Origin of the sequence: Streptomyces sp. NPDC008139 (genome assembly GCF_042957025.1) — a bacterium.
Lineage (GTDB): Bacteria > Actinomycetota > Actinomycetes > Streptomycetales > Streptomycetaceae > Actinacidiphila.
In genome coordinates this window covers 115,030-131,035 of the sequence record NZ_JBIBHM010000008.1, presented here as the reverse complement: position 1 = coordinate 131,035, position 16,006 = coordinate 115,030, and the positions used below count along the sequence as shown (strand labels likewise).

The 16,006-nt window shown below is 72.6% G+C and carries 10 protein-coding genes and 1 riboswitch; of the genes, 2 read left to right on the top strand and 8 right to left on the bottom strand.

Annotation, left to right across the window (positions count from 1 at the left end):
- Positions 1-69: 69 nt before the first annotated feature.
- The 4 genes from ACFZBB_RS18435 to ACFZBB_RS18420 all read right to left on the bottom strand — a co-directional run bounded on the left by ACFZBB_RS18435 (position 70) and on the right by ACFZBB_RS18420 (position 5,843).
- Positions 70-1,575 carry a VWA domain-containing protein gene (locus ACFZBB_RS18435; protein ID WP_391123502.1) on the bottom strand — a complete coding sequence of 502 codons (1,506 nt, stop codon included), beginning with the start codon at positions 1,573-1,575 and terminating at the stop codon, positions 70-72.
- A 133-nt stretch (positions 1,576-1,708) separates the two neighbouring features.
- Positions 1,709-2,821 (bottom strand): NlpC/P60 family protein, encoded by a 1,113-nt coding sequence (locus ACFZBB_RS18430; RefSeq protein ID WP_391123499.1) that lies wholly within the window; start codon positions 2,819-2,821, stop codon positions 1,709-1,711.
- A gap of 495 nt (positions 2,822-3,316) precedes the next feature.
- Positions 3,317-4,393 carry an NlpC/P60 family protein gene (locus ACFZBB_RS18425; RefSeq protein ID WP_391123496.1) on the bottom strand — a complete coding sequence of 359 codons (1,077 nt, stop codon included), beginning with the start codon at positions 4,391-4,393 and terminating at the stop codon, positions 3,317-3,319.
- A gap of 7 nt (positions 4,394-4,400) precedes the next feature.
- A riboswitch (cyclic di-AMP (ydaO/yuaA leader) is annotated at positions 4,401-4,555 on the bottom strand.
- 166 nt (positions 4,556-4,721) lie between these two features.
- Positions 4,722-5,843, bottom strand: coding sequence for an NlpC/P60 family protein (locus ACFZBB_RS18420; protein WP_391123493.1), 1,122 nt, complete (start codon positions 5,841-5,843; stop codon positions 4,722-4,724).
- Positions 5,844-6,292: 449 nt separating this feature from the next.
- On the opposite strand from ACFZBB_RS18420, the gene pcrA reads away from it, so the two are divergent.
- A complete protein-coding gene (gene pcrA, locus ACFZBB_RS18415) occupies positions 6,293-8,761 on the top strand; it encodes a DNA helicase PcrA (protein WP_391123490.1) in 2,469 nt (822 codons plus the stop codon).
- A gap of 404 nt (positions 8,762-9,165) precedes the next feature.
- Here pcrA and ACFZBB_RS18410 read toward each other — a convergent pair whose 3' ends face one another.
- Together ACFZBB_RS18410 and ACFZBB_RS18405 are read right to left on the bottom strand one after the other, a co-directional pair.
- A complete protein-coding gene (locus tag ACFZBB_RS18410) occupies positions 9,166-10,719 on the bottom strand; it encodes a peptidoglycan DD-metalloendopeptidase family protein (protein ID WP_391123487.1) in 1,554 nt (517 codons plus the stop codon).
- A 139-nt stretch (positions 10,720-10,858) separates the two neighbouring features.
- Complete coding sequence (locus ACFZBB_RS18405; protein ID WP_391123484.1) at positions 10,859-11,800, bottom strand: alpha/beta fold hydrolase; 942 nt, start codon at positions 11,798-11,800, stop codon at positions 10,859-10,861.
- A gap of 369 nt (positions 11,801-12,169) precedes the next feature.
- On the opposite strand from ACFZBB_RS18405, the gene ACFZBB_RS18400 reads away from it, so the two are divergent.
- Complete coding sequence (locus tag ACFZBB_RS18400) at positions 12,170-12,583, top strand: cobalamin B12-binding domain-containing protein (protein ID WP_355336833.1); 414 nt, start codon at positions 12,170-12,172, stop codon at positions 12,581-12,583.
- A 95-nt stretch (positions 12,584-12,678) separates the two neighbouring features.
- Here ACFZBB_RS18400 and ACFZBB_RS18395 read toward each other — a convergent pair whose 3' ends face one another.
- Together ACFZBB_RS18395 and ACFZBB_RS18390 are read right to left on the bottom strand one after the other, a co-directional pair.
- Entirely contained in the window at positions 12,679-14,280 is a 1,602-nt protein-coding gene (locus ACFZBB_RS18395) for a DUF5691 domain-containing protein (protein ID WP_391123481.1), read from the bottom strand.
- A gap of 261 nt (positions 14,281-14,541) precedes the next feature.
- Entirely contained in the window at positions 14,542-15,906 is a 1,365-nt protein-coding gene (locus ACFZBB_RS18390) for an SWIM zinc finger family protein (RefSeq protein WP_391123478.1), read from the bottom strand.
- Positions 15,907-16,006 lie beyond the last annotated feature (100 nt).

Here is a 16,006-nt window from a genome sequence, read left to right as displayed (position 1 = left end):
CGTGCTCAGCGCAGGATGTCCGCGGCCGTCGCCGTGCTCAGCGCAGGATGTCCGCGGCCGTCGCCGTGCTCAGCGCAGGATGCCCGCGGCCGTCGCGGCCTTCAGCCAGGACGGGAACTCGGTGAGCAGGCGGTCGTACAGCTCCGCGTCGGAGAGGCTGCCGATGTCGTCGACGGCGAAGAAGCCGACGTTGTCCACGCGGCGGCCGGTCATGGTGTCGAAGCGCTCCAGGACGCCGTAGTTGGACTGGCCGAGGCCGACGAACTGCCAGAAAAGCGGCTCCTCGACAGCCCCGCGCAGCTCGCGCTCGATCTCCGCGTTGCGGTAGACACCACCGTCGGAGAAGAAGAGCACGAGGGTCGGGGCGGCGGACGGGGTGCCGCGCACGTAGTCCCGTACCTGCGCGATGACCTTCTGCTCCTCGTTGCCGAAGCCGACCAGCTTCATGTCCACCTGGCCGTTCGGGGCCGGCTTGCGGCGCTTGAAGATGCCGATCGCGCCGACCCGGACGTGCAGTTCCAGCCACTGCGGCAGTGAGCCGAGGTCGAGGTCGGGCAGCCGCGCCGGGTTGCTGGCGAAGGTCCACGCCTGCATGACGCCGTCCGGGACGAGCGCGGCGGCCACGGCCGCCATCCGCTCCACCACGTCGTGCACCACGCGCCGCGAGTACAGGTGGGACATCGACCCCGACGCGTCCAGCACGATGATCACCCGCGCCCGGACGTTGTCGGCGCCGTGCTTGCGCAGGCTCACCGCGACCTGCTCCTTGCGCAGCGACAGCCGCTTGCGCATGTCGACCGGCAGGTGCTCCTCGCCCTTGACGAGCGAGGGCGCGCCGGAGCCGGGGGCAGGCGCCGGCGCGTATCCGGGCGCGGGCTGCGCGCCGTACGCCGAACCGTACGGGGAAGCGGGCTGCGCGGGCGGAGGTCCGTACGGGGAGGGCGCCGCGTACGGGGACGCGGGCGGCGGGGGCGCGGCGGGCATCGGCGGCGCGGCGGCGGGCGCCGTCAGGGGAACGGGCGCGGCGGGCGGCGCCGCTTCCTCCTCCTCCTCGTCCACGCTGATGCCGAAATCGGTGGCGAGCCCCGCGAGCCCCGAGGCGTACCCCTGGCCGACCGCGCGGAATTTCCAGCCGTCCCCGCGCCGGTACAGCTCACCCGCGACGAGCGCCGTCTCGGATGTCGCAGTGACCGGGAAGTACGCCAGTTCGGCGCCGGACGCCGCGTCCAGCAGCCGCAGCCCGAGGCCGGTCATCGCGCCGAAGGTGCCGCCGTCGGCGGACGCGCACAGCATGATCCGCTCGATCCCCGGCTCGACACGCGCCAGGTCCACCTCGATGGTGTCGGTGACCACGGCCGCCTGCCGCTTCCCCGCGTGCCGTACGGCCCCCGACGCGTGTCCGGGCTGGTTGTAGAAGACGAAGTCGGCGTCGTCCCGCACCTTCCCGCCGCCCGCCAGCAGCAGCGCCGACGCGTCGGCGTCGGGCCCGCCGCCCGCTCCCCAGGCCAGTTCGGCCCGTACAGCGGACACGGCGACCGGCACATTCGCACCCTTGCTCAGCGGCGTAGACGTCATGGGGCAAGTGTGCCCGGAGTCGGGCGGTTCGTCAGGAGAAGAGCTTGTCCGGATTTCGTATCAACGCCTGACGTGCGGACCGGTTGGCGGGGCGGACGGGTCGACGGCCGGCTCAGCGGGCGGGCGGCCTCGGTCAGGTGGGGCGGGTGGCTCCCGCGAAGGGCATCTCGGAGATCGGGGCGATACGGACCGGGGCGCCCGGGTGCGGGGCGTGGATCATCTGGCCGTTGCCGATGTAGAGGCCGACGTGGCTGATGCCGGAGTAGAAGAAGACCAGGTCACCGGGTTGGAGCTGGGACTCGGAGACCCGGGTGCCCGCGTTGATCTGGGTGTACGTGGTGCGCGGGAGCGAGACGCCCGCGGCCCTCCAGGCGGCCTGGGTGAGGCCGGAACAGTCGTACGAGTCGGGCCCGGTGGAGCCCCAGACGTACGGCAGGCCGAGCGCGCGGTAGGCGAAGGCGACGGCCTGGGCGGCGCGCGAGGACGGCGCGGCGACGGGCGTCGTGTCACCGGGCATCGGCGTACGGGCGCTGGCGCGGGTCGCGGCGGCCGGTCCTGACGACGGCGTGTCGGTGGCCTCGACGGCCGCGCGCTGGGCGGCCGTCAGCCGGTCGAGCAGCGCCTGCGCCGCCCGCAGCTTGCCCTGCACGGTCGCCTTGCGCGCGGCCAGCTTGGACTGCGCGTCCTTGAGCGCGTCGAGTTTCGCGTCGGCCGCGTCATGGGTACGGGTGACGTCCCGCTGCTGCTCGGTGAGCTGCGCGAGCGCGGTCGCCGTCCGCGAGTCGAGGCGGTTGAGCATCCCGGCCCGGTCCAGATACGTGTCGGGCGAGGAGCTGAGCGCGAGCTGCACGCTGGGGTCGAGCGAGCCGGTGCGGTACTGCGCCGCCGCGAGGGCGCCGATCGTGTCGCGGGTGGCGTTCAGCCGCGCGGTCTTGCGGGCCAGTTCGTTCTGCAAATCGTCGACCGCGGCGCGGGCCTGATCGGCCTGCTCCTTCGCGCCGTTGTACTGCTCGGTGGCGGCCTCCGCCTGCCGGTAGAGCGTGTCGACCTGGTCCTTCACCTCGCTGAGCGAGGCCGGTGCCTGCGGCCGCGGGTCCGCGAGGGCGGATTCGCCGAGCAGGCTCACGGAGGCGGCGGACGCGAGCGCCACGGTGATGGCGGCGCGGGTCGCGGTGAGCGCCGACGTGCGGGCGGACGTACGCGCCGCCGAGATTCTGCGGTGTGAGGCGGGACTGTGGGAGGCCATGCGGCCGTCATTCCTTCCAGTGCTCCGACGGGCCCGCGCGGAGGCCCGGCGACGCCTGCACGGGGGAGCAGAGCGCCGCCGGACCTTCGGCGGGGGTGACCGCGCCGCCACGGTCCTGACGGCTGTGGGGATCGGTCACCTGGGGAGCGACGCTAAACCTGACCGGGGGTGCGCCAGGGGAAGGAGACCGGGACTGCTCCGATTCGACCGGCCCGTGACCGTAAACGACCGCCGTTCGACGGGTGACCCGGTCATATGCGCGCGCCTGCTGACCAAAGTGCCCGGTCGGGAGGTCCGACCGGGCACGGGGTGCTATGCGGGGCTGTGAGCCCGGCGGTCCTGAGGCTCCGCAGACGCGGGCTCAGGCTGCACGGGTTCAGGCGGTGCGGGCTCAGGCTGCACGGGTTCAGGCGGTGCGGGCTCAGGCTGCACGGGTTCAGGCGGTGCGGGCTCAGGCTGCACGGGCTCAGGCGATACGGGCCCTGGCGATGCGGCTCAGGCGATGCGGCGGGCCGCCGCGAAGGGCATCCAGCTCATCGGGGCGACCTCGACGACCGCGCCGCTGTGCGGGGCGTGCACGATCTGGCCGTTGCCGATGTAGATGCCGACGTGGCTGATGCTGGAGTAGAAGAACACCAGGTCGCCGGGGCGCAGGTCGGACTGCGAGACCGCCGTGCCGTCCTTGACCTGGTCCCACGTGGTGCGGCCGATGGAGATCCCGGCGGAGCGGTAGGCGGCCTGGGTGAGCCCGGAGCAGTCGTACGCGTCGGGGCCGGTGCGGCCGGAGCCGTACGGCTTGCCGCGCTGCGCCATCGCGAACTGGATGGCGGCGGCGGCGCGGCCGGACGCCGGGCCGTTGTAGGTGTAACTGACGTTGCTCGCCGTGGACTTCGAGGAGTTCGAGGAGCCCGAGGAGTTGGTGGGGGCGGTGGGCCGCATCGCGGCGAGCTTGGCGCGCTCCTGCGCGTTGAGGCTGTTGAGCAGCTTCTGCGCGGCGGCCAGCTTCGTCTGGACGTTCTTCTTCGCCGCCGCGAGCTTGTTCTGCGCGCTGGTCAGCTCGTTGAGGCTCTTGGTGGCCTGCGCGCGTTGGATGGACGCCTGCTCCTGCTGGACCTTGAAGGTCTCCAGCGCCTGTTCCTGCGTGGTGGAGATGCGGTCCATCATGTGCGACTGGTCGAAGAACTTCTCGGGGTCGTCCGTCAGCAGCAACTGCGTCGTCTGGTCGAGGCCGCCGTCGCGGTACTGCGCGGTGGCGTACTGCCCGAGCACCCGCCGCGTCTCGTTCATCTTCGCGGTCTTCTGCGCGACCTGTGCCAGGAGCTGGTTGGCCTTGGCCCGCTGGTTGTCGGTCTTCTCCTTGGCGGCGTCGAAGTGCTGCGTCGCCACTTCGGCGTCCTGGTTGAGCTGGTCGATCTGCGCCTTGACCTCGGTGATCGAGGGCTTCGCGGGCGCCGCGCTGGCGCTCTCGCTGAGCAGGGTGACCGACGCGAGGGCCGCTGTGGTGATCCCGACGGCGGCCCGTGGACCGGCCGTGGACAGAATGCGATTGCGCGGCTTGCGGTGCGACGCCAAGGGAGGCGACTCCTTCCGAATACCGCCGACCGGGTTAGCTGACGGGTTCGGGCTGAAGGTCGCCCTACGGTCCCGACGCCTGATGCGGCGTCCGTTCCGATTCACCCCACGTGCTGTTGGGTCCCCGGCTCCGGCCTGGGCCGGATTGAGCGGAGGTGGTTCGCTGTCGGCTCTTCAGCCGACGGGGAAGCTCACCACCTAGCGGGCTACCGTAGTCAACTTGTGCGAGCCTTGGGAAGTTTGGATTGCAATGTGACCGAAATCGCTTTGTGATCTTACCGTTTGTGAGCGCGACGGCGTCCGGACAAGTCGGACTATGCCGGGTGGACTATGCGGGACGGACCGCCCCGTAGAACGGCATTTCGGTAATCGGGGCGATCTTGACCACGGTACCGGTGTGCGGCGCGTGGATCATCTGGCCGCCGCCGATGTAGAGGCCGACGTGGCTGATGTCGCTGTAGAAGAAGATCAGGTCGCCCGGCCGGAGATTCGACTCCGACACCCGCGTGCCGACGTTCACCTGGTCCCAGGTCGTGCGCGGCAGATCGACCCCGGCCGCCTTCCACGCCGCCTGGGTGAGCCCCGAGCAGTCGTACGACGTCGGCCCGGTCGCGCCCCACACGTACGGCTTGCCGAGCTGCTTGCGCGCGAAGGCGATGGCGTCGTCGGCCTTCGAGGAACCCGTGCTCGGCACGGTCGGCGTCGAGGAGTCCTTCGCGGCCTTCGCCGCGGCCTCGGCCGCCGCCTTCTCCTTGGCCGCGATGGCGGCGGCCTTGACGCGCGCCTCTTCCTCCTGCTTGGCCCGCAGCGCCGCGAGCCGCGCCTTCTCCTGCGCGTTGAGGCTGTTGAGCAGCTTCTGCGCCTCGCCCAGCTTGGCCTGCACATCCCGCTTGGCGGTGCGCAGTTCGGCCTGCTGGGTGGTGAGCGTCGCCAGGCTCTTGGCCGCCTCGATGCGCTGCTGCGTGGCCGCGGCCTGCTGCACCCGGTACGACTCGACGGCCTTCTGCTGCCGCCTGCCGAGCACGTCCGACAGGTGCACCTGGTCGAGCATCGACTGCGGGTCGGTGGCCAGCAGGTAGCGGCCGGTCGAGTCGTCGCCCCCGGTGCGGTACTGCGCGGCGGCGTACTGCCCGAGGACCCGGCGCGAGTCGTTCAGCGCCTGCGTCTTCTTCGCGGCCTGCTCCAGGAGCCGGTTGACCTTCGCGTTCTGCGCGTCGGTCGACTCCTTGATGCCGTTGTACTTCTCCGTGGCGACCTCGGCCTGGTGCGTCAGCCCGTCGACCTTCGCCTTCACCTCGGCGATGCTCGGCTGCTTGGGCTTGGCGGGCTCGGCGCCGGCGCTCTCCGCGAAGAGGGTCACGGTGGCCAGCGCGGCCGTCGTGATCCCCACGGCCGTACGCGGGCCGGGGGTGCTGAGGATCGCGGCGCGAGCCTTACGGTGTGTCGCCATGGCGCGCGGACTCCTTTCGGACGCCCATCCGGACGCTGCTGGAGCGAGACCGTAGCCAACGCTCCGGGCTGCTGGGAAGAGCGGTGTCCGATAGGCCCGATACCTTTTCGTAATCATTTCCCATTGTCACGGTGCGTGGTAACGGGACTACGGGGTAAAGGTACTTGGTTGCCCCGGAGGCGGCGGTCGCGCGGGGGCTGGGGAGTGTCGGCCGGGGTTCCGGGCGAAGGGGCCGTGGGGCGTCGGACGGGGGCTCTGCGGGGAAGGGCCATGGGCTGTCGGACGGGGGCGGTCGCGCGGGGGTCGTGGGGCGTCGGACGGGGGCTCTGCGGGGAAGGGCCATGGGCTGTCGGACGGGGGCGGTCGCGCGGGGGTCGTGGGGCGTCGGACGGGGGCTGTGCGGGGAAGGGCCGTGGGCTGTCGGTGCCGGGCTCTAGACTCGGGGAGCGATGAGCAGCCTCTTTGACGACAACTTCCTGAACGGTCTGCATGTGGCCCCCGAGCCCGCCGACCCCACCGCTCCGCCGCCCCCGGAGGACGGGGGCCCCGGCGGTGAGCACGTACCGGACGACCTGTTCGGCGGCCGGTTCGACGGACCGCCGCCGCAGGCCACCGGGCGGGACGCGTATTACCGTGACGGCGCCCCGCGGCCCGCCACCGACCCCGCGCAGCTCCTGGAAGGGCTCAACGAGCAGCAGCGCGCCGCCGTCGAGCACGCGGGCGGCCCGCTGCTCATCGTCGCGGGCGCGGGCTCCGGCAAGACCCGGGTGCTCACCCACCGCATCGCCTATCTGCTCGGCGCCCGGCACGTGCACCCCGGCTCCATCCTCGCCATCACCTTCACCAACAAGGCCGCGGGCGAGATGAAGGAGCGCGTCGAGGAGCTGGTCGGCCCGCGCGCCAATGTGATGTGGGTCTCCACCTTCCACAGCGCGTGCGTGCGCATCCTGCGCCGCGAGTCCAAGTCGCTCGGTTTCACCTCGTCGTTCTCGATCTACGACGCCGCCGACTCCAAGCGGCTGATGGCGCTGGTCTGCCGGGACCTCGACCTGGACCCCAAGCAGTACCCGCCGAAGTCGTTCAGCGCGAAGATCTCGAATCTGAAGAACGAGCTGATCGACGAGGAGACCTTCGCGGCCACCGCGGAGAACCCCTTCGAGAAGAAGCTCGCCGAGGCGTACGCGATGTACCAGTCGCGGCTGCGGGACGCCAACGCGCTGGACTTCGACGACATCATCATGACCACCGTCAATCTGCTCCAGGCGTTCCCCGACGTCGCCGAGCACTACCGGCGGCGCTTCCGGCACGTCCTGGTCGACGAGTACCAGGACACCAACATCGCCCAGTACACGCTGGTCCGCGAGCTGGTCGGCACCGACCAGGACGAGGACGCGGCCGAGCTGTGCGTGGTCGGTGACGCCGACCAGTCCATCTACGCCTTCCGCGGCGCGACGATCCGCAACATCCTCCAGTTCGAGGAGGACTACCCGCAGGCCCGCACGATCCTGCTGGAGCAGAACTACCGCTCCACACAGACGATCCTCACGGCCGCCAACGCCGTCATCGAGCGCAATGCGGGGCGGCGAGCGAAGAACCTGTGGACCGAGTCCGGCGACGGCCCGGTCATCGTCGGCTACGTCGCCGACCAGGAGCACGAGGAAGCGCAGTTCATCGCCGAGGAGATCGACCGGCTCACGGACGCGGGCGACGCCCGCCCCAGCGACGTCGCCGTCTTCTACCGCACCAACGCGCAGTCCCGTGTCTTCGAGGAAGTCTTCATCCGCGTCGGCCTGCCCTACAAGGTCGTCGGCGGCGTCCGCTTCTACGAGCGGCGCGAGGTCCGCGACGTCCTGGCGTATCTGCGGGTGCTGTCCAATCCCGAGGACACCGTGCCGCTGCGCCGCATCCTCAACGTCCCCAAGCGCGGCATCGGCGACCGCGCCGAGGCGATGATCGACGCGCTGGCCGCGCGCGAGCGGATCACCTTCCCGCAGGCGCTGCGGCGGGTGGACGAGGCGTACGGGATGGCGGCCCGCTCGGCGAACGCCGTCAAGCGCTTCAACACGCTCCTGGAGGAGCTGCGCACCATCGTGGAGTCCGGCGCGGGCCCCGCGGTCGTCCTGGAGGCCGTGCTGGAACGCACGGGCTATCTGGCCGAGTTGCAGGCGTCCACCGACCCGCAGGACGAGACCCGCGTGGAGAACCTCCAGGAACTGGCCGCCGTGGCCCTGGAGTTCGAGCAGGAGCGGGACGCGGACGAGCCGGGCACCCTCGCCGACTTCCTGGAGCGGGTCGCGCTGGTCGCCGACTCCGACCAGATCCCCGACGAGGACGACTCCGGCGGCGTCATCACCCTCATGACCCTGCACACCGCCAAGGGCCTGGAATTCCCCGTGGTGTTCCTCACCGGCATGGAGGACGGCGTCTTCCCGCACATGCGGGCGCTCGGCCAGGTCAAGGAGTTGGAGGAGGAGCGGCGACTCGCCTACGTCGGCATCACCCGCGCCCGCGAACGGCTCTACCTGACCCGCTCGACGATGCGCAGCGCCTGGGGCCAGCCCTCCTACAACCCGCCGTCGCGCTTCCTGGAGGAGATTCCGCCGACGCTGATCGAATGGAAGCGGCTCGGCTCCGCCGGGGGGTCCTCGGGGCCCATGACCAAGTCCGCCTCCGCGGCCTCCTCCGTCACCGCCCGCGGCCGGTCCGGCGCCGCCGGCGGCTTCGCCACCCGCCGCTCCTCCGGTGACCGCCCCGTCATCTCCCTCAAGGTCGGCGACCGCGTCACCCACGACCAGTTCGGCCTCGGCACCGTCATCTCCGTCACCGGCCAGCCGGGCGACGAGAAGGCCACCATCGATTTCGGCGACGAACGCCCCAAACAGCTTCTTCTCCGCTACGCCCCCGTAGAAAAGCTCTAGCCCCTCCCGGGCAGGCCTTCCCGCGAGCTGCGCCGACGCAGGACGCCCCTTCTCGGGGCGCGGCCCCTGTGGGTTCACCCTGCGCAGGACGTGGCTCTTCGGGGCGCGGCCCTGCGGGTTCACCTTGCGCGGGGCCTGGTTTTCAGGGGCGCGGGGAACTGCGCGACAAGCCCCCACCCGGCCCGGTGGTCCGGCGACAACCGAACTGCCCCGCCGGGGCGGGTGGTGGCCTGCGGGAGCGCGCTGGCTGGCCGCGCAGTCCTCCCCCAACCTTCGGCCGCGGTGCCCCAGCGCCCCAGACGGGGGACAGCCCACCCGCAGGGTGGACGGACAGGGGCCGCGCCCCTGACGGGGCTCAGCCCACCCGCAGGGTGGACGTCGCGAGTGGGCCCGCCCGCAGGGCGTCAGCGGGGGTCGAGGCCGTGGGCCAGAAGCCAGGGCAGCGGATCAATCGGAGACCCCCCGTGGGGCCGCACCTCGAGGTGCAGGTGCGGACCGGTGGTGTTGCCGGTGTTGCCGGAGTAGGCGATGACGGTGCCCGCCTTGACCGACCCACTGCGAATCCTCGTACTGCTGAGGTGGCAGTACCACGTCTCCGTGCCGTCGGCCGCCGTGACGATCGCCATGTTGCCGTAGGAGCTGTTCCACTGGGTGCGGACGGTGCCGTCCGTGACCGCCATGACCGGCGTCCCCACCGACACGGGGAAGTCGATGCCGGTGTGCAGCGCCATCCAGTTGACGCCGGCCTGGCCGAAGTACGCGCTGAGGCCCTTCTCCGTCACCGGCAGCAGGAACTTCGGCCGCAGCGCCTCCTTGCGGGCCGCCGCGTCCGCCTTGGCCTTCTTCGCCGCCGCCTGGCGGTCCTTGAGGTCGATCCGCTCCTGCGTACGGCTCGCGCGGTCCGCGAAGTCGTTCGCGTCGGCGCTCACCCCGGCGAGCTGCCGGTCGAACTGCGTCGTCGGCGCGTTCGCGCCCGTCGCCGCGCTCCCGCCATCGGCCTGCGTCTTCGAGGAGTCGGCGACGCCGACCCCGGAGACCGCCGCCGCGCCCACGGCCGCCACGCCCATCACCGCGACGGAGGGGACCGCCACGGTCAGCAGCGCCGACCGCCGGGCGGGCTTTCGGCGCCGGCTGCGCGCCACCGGCTCACCGTCCGCCGGGAACGCGTCCGCGTAGGCGTGCTCCACGGCGGGCTCGTCGTCGGCCGCCCCGGCCGTCGCCGTCACGGGCTCGACCGCGTCGACCGCCTCGAACTCGGCCGTCATCGCGACGGGTTCGGCCACCGGCTCCTCGACTCGCGGGTGCGGCTGCGGCTCCTCGTGGACCGGCGCCATCTGCTCGTAGACACCGGTGTCGCCGCTGGCGTCGTAGCCGTACCCGTAGCCGTAGCCGTACGTCGGATACGCGCCCGAGTCCCAGTCCTGCTGCGGCTGTTGTGCCGGAGCCTGCGGCTCCTGATACGGCTGCTGGTAGAACGCCGTGCTGTCGTACGTCCCCGTGTCGTAGTACGTCCCCGCGGCCTGCGTCGCGTACGGGTCGTACGCCGCGTAGCCGCCGGTGTCGTACGTCCCGGTGTCGTAGTTCCCTGTCCCGGCCGCGTACGTGCCGGTGTCGTAAACGCCGGTGTCGTACGTGCCCGTGTCGTACGAGGCGTACGTGCCGGTGTCGTTCGCGTCGGCGGGCTGGAACTGCGCCGGTACATGGGGCTGCTGGACCTGGGTCTGGGCCTGCGGCTGCCCCTGGTCGTAGCCGTAACCGGTGTCGTAGCCGTACCCGTGTGTGTACTGCGGGGGCTGCGGGGCATACGCGTGACTACCGGTCGCGTCGGGCGCGTGGCCGTACAGCGGATCGGCGTCAGCGAAGGTGGTGCCGACGGTCTGGTAGGAGCCCGTGGAATAAGCGTCATACCCGTAGGCGTCGTAGTCAGGGGCGTACCCCGACGCAGGACGTTCGTTCACCGCCAGCTTCTCTTTCGCCTAGGCAGCAGGAGAATTAGCGGTGACTGTAGCTCCCCGTACGGGGAGCCGACAATCTTCTGCTGCGACCTGGCGTCCGCCTTGCCCGGTGTTCGGTTGATATTCGACCGTTACGTGTCCGTTATGCGGCGTCGATCGCGCCCCTCCAGAGCTCCTTCCCGCTCAGCGCTTCCCGTATCTCGGCGGCCACACCCCGGTGCACGGGCAGTGCCAGGTGGCCGATCCCGCTCACCCGGATGTTCTCCGCCGAAAGATCCGGGTGTTCGAGGCGCGCCGCGGCCACCGGGACCATCAACTGGTCGAGGTCGCTCCAGAACGACACAAAGCGCGTCCCGCACCCCCGCGCGGGCTGCGACAGCTCCTCCAGCAGCGCCGACCCCGGCCGCATCTGCCGCACGATCGGCAGCGGCGTCAGCAGCGGCACCACCCTGGTCCCGGTGTGCGGCGTCCCCAGCGTGACCAGCGTCCGCACCCGTGCGTCGCCGCCCAGTCGCTGGACGTAGTACCGCGCGATGAGCCCGCCCAGGCTGTGTCCCACCAGGTCGACCCGGCTGTGCCCGGACTCGGCGCAGATCCGCTCGACGTGCCGCCCCAGCAGCTCGGCAGCTCCGCGTATGTCACAGGTCAACGGTGAGTAGTTCAGTGCGTCGACCCGTGTCCAGCCGTGGTGCAGCAGGGAGCGGCGCAGCAGGGTGAAGACCGACCGGTTGTCCACGAAGCCGTGCAGCATCACCACGGGCGGGTGGGCCCTGCCCTCGGTCGGCAGCCGCAGCGCCTCGCCCGGCGCCCGGCCTATCGCGGGTGTTTTCGGTGAGGGGGCGGCCGTCCGCTCCGGGAGTATCCCCGTCGGGTAGAGCAGCAGGTGGCCCGCCAGGATCGCCAGGTCGAACGCGGTGGCCTTGACCAGCGCCGCGCCGTGCAGCAGCCGGGCCAGCGGGGCCGTCGCCGTCCCGACGGACGGACGGTCCGTCGGCGGGTCCTCCGCGGCCTGCGGGGGTCCGGTGGCGGCCGGGCTGCCGGCCGGTGTCGTGGCGTCCGGCGAATCGGCTGGTCCGACGGTCATGGCCCACCTCCCGTCACGGCACGCTCCGTGCGGCCCGGTGGCCCGGCGTGCCCTGTCGAGGGCCGGAGCGGAGGCCGTGTTCCCGTGCTCTGCGGCTGCGAGCGCGGGAACACGGCATCCTGGCAGCGGCTCCTCCACAGCGGGCCGGACCGGTGAGCGACGGCTCCGGCGTGTCCCACACCGTGACGAGCCGTTCCCCGGGGTCCCACCCGTGGTGAATGTGTCCCACTGTGTGATTTCCCCCTCCCTGGGTCCCGCGAAACTGTCGGGCGGCGGAGCGGGGCGATAACGTTCGTTCACACTGTGGCCCGCTCTCCGCGACCGCAGCCCCGAATTCCCGGCCCGCGAGCCGTACGCATGGAGGCAGTGATGGGAGTGTCCGGTCCGATCCGCGTGGTGGTGGCCAAGCCGGGTCTCGACGGCCACGATCGCGGGGCCAAGGTCATCGCCCGCGCCCTGCGGGACGCCGGTATGGAGGTCATCTACACCGGCCTGCACCAGACGCCCGAGCAGGTCGTCGACACCGCCATCCAGGAGGACGCCGACGCGATCGGCCTGTCGATCCTGTCCGGCGCCCACATGACGCTCTTCGCGAAGGTCCTCGAACTGCTCAAGGAGCGCGACGCCCTGGACATCAAGGTCTTCGGCGGCGGCATCATCCCCGAGGCCGACATCGCGCCCCTCAAGGAACTCGGCGTCGCCGCGATCTTCACTCCCGGCACCCCGACCACGGCCGCCGTGGACTGGGTGCGCGCCAACGTCCACCAGGCCACCGGCGCCTGACCGCCGCCGCCCCGTCCGCCCGAGCCCTCCGAGCCGCGCCAGGCCCCGGAGCGCCCGGGCCGCGGTGCGCACCGTCCGCCGTACCGTCCGCATGATCACTCACCCCCGTCCCCCGGCGCCCCGGGGGCGGTGGCCTCGCCGCGCAGCTCGGCCAGCATCACCGCCCGCAGCCGCAGCGTGCCCGTCAGCCGCTGGAACGCCTCCGACCAGTACGCGCCCGCGCCCGGCGAACCGTCCGGCGGCTCCTCAGCCGCCGCGCTGAGCACCCCGACCTGGTCGGCCGCCGCCGGGTCGAGACAGCGCTCCGCCAGGCCCATCACGCCGCTGAAGCTCCACGGGTAACTGCCCGCGTCCCGCGCGATGTCCAGGGCGTCCACCACGGCCCGGCCCAGCGGCTCCGACCACGGCACCGCGCACACGCCCAGCATCTGGAACGCCTCGGACAGCCCGTGCGTGGCGATGAACTCCGCCACCCACGTGGCCCGTTCGTCCTCCGGCAGGATCGACAGCAGCTTCGCCGGGTCGCCGACCGCCGCCACCGGCGAGGACGGCGCCGGGGGAGGGCCGAGCAGGGCCCGCGCCCAGCCCGTGTCGTGCTGCCGTACCGCCGCCCGGCACCAGGCGGCGTGCAGATCGGCCTGCCAGTCGTCCAGCACCGGGAGCGCGATGATCTGTTCCGGGTCGCGGTCGCCGAACCGCGCGCCCCAGGTCGCCAGCGGCGCCGCGTCCACCAACTGGCCCAGCCACCAAGCCCTTTCACCCCGCCCGCTCGGCGGCTTGGGCGCCACCCCGTCCCGCTCCATCCCCGCGTCGCACTCGTACGGCGCCTCCACCGTGATGCCGTCGGGGCCCAGCGACACACAGCTCCTGGCCCGGTCCGCCATCCGCCCGGCCAGCGCGGACTCCGGCAGCGCGGCCAGCAACTCGGCCGCCGTCGAGCGGACATTGCGGCTGCGGTCGGTCAACGCCTGTTCCAGGAAGGGCTCGTCGGCCCCCGACAGGCCCACCCGCAGCGAGTCCAGGAACATCAGCCGGTCCTCGGCCCGCTCGCCGCTCCAGGTGGACACCAGCAGCGCCAGCGCGCGGGCCGGGTCGGCCAGCCTGATCCGGGTGAGCAGCGCGACCCGCTCCGCGAACAGGCCCTCCTCCCACAGCCGTTCGGCCGCGTCCGGGTCCTCGGGCGCCGCCGCCAGGCCCCGGTGGCCCGAGCGCAGCACGAACTTCCAGTCCGGATTCAGCCCGGCCAGCCACAGCCCGCGCGGTCCCGCCAGCGCCACCGCGTCCGTCCGCAGGTCCGTCCGCGCCCTGGCGGCGTCCAGCAGTGCGGGCAGCAGCGCGGGCGGCGCCCCGTACCCGAGGAGGTTGGCCTCCGCGAGCCACTGCGGCAGCAGCTCGGCCAGATTCGGCGCCGACCCCCGCCGGTTGCCGGAACCGCCGCCGGTGCGGTCCGTCAGCAGCCGGTCCAGCCGTTGTCGGGCGGCCTCGGGCAGCGGCTGCCGCGTGTCGGGCGGCGCCAATTCCGGCCGCTCCCGCGCCACCCCCGGCCGTACACCGGCACGCCGCCGCACCACCCCGGCCGCCGCCGCGTCCAGCAGCCCCGCCGCCGCCTCGTCCGCGTCGCCCGCCACGATCGCGGGCCGCCGCCGCTCGGTGCCCAGCAGCGCGCTGCCGACCAGATCGTCCCAACCGATGCTCATCACATTCCCCCTTCGCACTCCACGACGTCGTCCCGCGGATCTTCTCCGCGTCGTCCGCTTCCCCTGCCGCTGATGCCGCTGCTGCCCTGACGCGGCTGCTCCTGCCGGGCCCGGCCCGCCGGGTTCCCGCGCGCGGCTGCCCCCTCCGCAGTCGCGCACCGTCCCCCGGGCGGGCCGCCCCGCGCCCCCGTACCCGTCCCCCGTAAACCGCGCGGTCCAAGCCGGGCCCAACTCCGGGCGCGCCCCCCGCTTCCGCCGTGACTAGAGCGGCACCGTCTCCCCGCCGTCCGGCCAGACCGCCAGCGCGCGCAGGCCCGTCGGACCCAACTCGCCGAAGACGGTGACCGGGTGGCCGCCGGAGACCGAGGCGAGGCGCCACAGGCCGGTGGTGGCCGGGGTGAGCGGGACGGCGTCCTGCCCTTCCCTGTGCGCCAGTTGCCAGCGGTTCGGCCCCGGTATGGGGACGACTCCCGACAGGACGACGGGCCACGCGTCGAGCCAGGGGTCGTCCGCGAGCGCGGTGCCGTAGGACGCGAGCGCCGCATCGATACCGGTCCCGACCGGTGCGCCGCCCGTACCGCCGCCGGAGGGGCCGCCGCCCGCGCCGACCGTGCCGTGCCGGGTGCCGAGCGCGGCCCGCAACGGCAGGGCCGCCGGGTGGTAGGCCAGCTCCGCGTCGAGCACCGCGCCCACCGGCAGGGCCAGTTCGGGCGCGCGGCCGACCGCCCCGAAGGACAGGAGCAGCGCGAAGCGGCCGGGCTCCCGGTCGTACAGCCAGATCCGCCGAGTCGTCAGCCGCTCGTCGGCGCTGTCGTACTGCGCGAGGACCTGCCAGTGGCCGCGGACGGTCGGCCCGGCCAGCAACTCCGCCGTGTCGACGGTGAATCCGACCCGCGACCTGACCGTGTCGGCCAGCGGCCCCGGCAGACCCTGGCGGCCGAGGAAACCGCGCGCCAGCAGATGCAGCAGCGCCGTCTCCTCCAGCATCCGCGACGGCCAGTCGCCGCCCGCCGCGACCACCGTCCCCAACTCCCTTACCCGCGTGGCCAGTCCCGGCGCCTGCGCGTCGACCATGCGGGCCGCGATCTCGTCCCACTGCTGATAGCCCGCGCGGTCCGCGCCCGCGAGCCCGCCGCGCAGCAGATCGGTGAGCCGCTGCTCCAGCTCGGCGGCCCCGCCCTCGACGCGGACCGCGCGCCGCTCGGCGCGCCGCCGCGCCGCCGTCGGGTCCGCGGGGCCCGACTCCGCCCGGACCGCGGCCGTCTCGGCCACCGTCTCGGCCTTCTTCCGCCGGGCGTCGATCCACTGCTCGGCCCACTCCGGCACGTCCCCCGCGCCGACCGGCCCCGCCCCGCCCTCGGACCACAGCAGCAGCAGTCCGAGCGCGTGCTTGCACGGGAATTTCCGGCTCGGGCAACTGCACCGGTACGCGGGCCCGTTCACCTCCACGACCGTCTGGTACGGCTTGCTGCCGCTGCCCGCGCACAGCCCCCACACCGCGCCGCTGGCCGTCCCCGCACCGGACCACGGCGCGGGTGTGGCGAGCCGCGCGCCCGCCTTGCGTGATGCGGCGTCAGGCGCGAGCGCCAGGACCTGATCCGCTGTCCACCGTGCTTCCGTCTCCATGCCCCCGAAGGTAGAACCCCCCACTGACAATCGCTCTGACCTGCGGGGATTGCGCGCTGTGACCGATTGTCAGTGGTCGGGTGCATCGTGGAGAACAGCT

What these genes read in the sequence shown, in the direction of transcription:
- ACFZBB_RS18435 (WP_391123502.1), bottom strand. Translation starts at nt 1,575, where the DNA reads ATGACGTCTACGCCGCTGAGCAAGGGTGCGAATGTGCCGGTCGCCGTG.
- ACFZBB_RS18430 (WP_391123499.1), bottom strand. Translation starts at nt 2,821, where the DNA reads ATGGCCTCCCACAGTCCCGCCTCACACCGCAGAATCTCGGCGGCGCGT.
- ACFZBB_RS18420 (WP_391123493.1), bottom strand. Translation starts at nt 5,843, where the DNA reads ATGGCGACACACCGTAAGGCTCGCGCCGCGATCCTCAGCACCCCCGGC.
- pcrA (WP_391123490.1), top strand. Translation starts at nt 6,293, where the DNA reads ATGAGCAGCCTCTTTGACGACAACTTCCTGAACGGTCTGCATGTGGCC.
- ACFZBB_RS18405 (WP_391123484.1), bottom strand. Translation starts at nt 11,800, where the DNA reads ATGACCGTCGGACCAGCCGATTCGCCGGACGCCACGACACCGGCCGGC.
- ACFZBB_RS18400 (WP_355336833.1), top strand. Translation starts at nt 12,170, where the DNA reads ATGGGAGTGTCCGGTCCGATCCGCGTGGTGGTGGCCAAGCCGGGTCTC.
- ACFZBB_RS18395 (WP_391123481.1), bottom strand. Translation starts at nt 14,280, where the DNA reads ATGAGCATCGGTTGGGACGATCTGGTCGGCAGCGCGCTGCTGGGCACC.
- ACFZBB_RS18390 (WP_391123478.1), bottom strand. Translation starts at nt 15,906, where the DNA reads ATGGAGACGGAAGCACGGTGGACAGCGGATCAGGTCCTGGCGCTCGCG.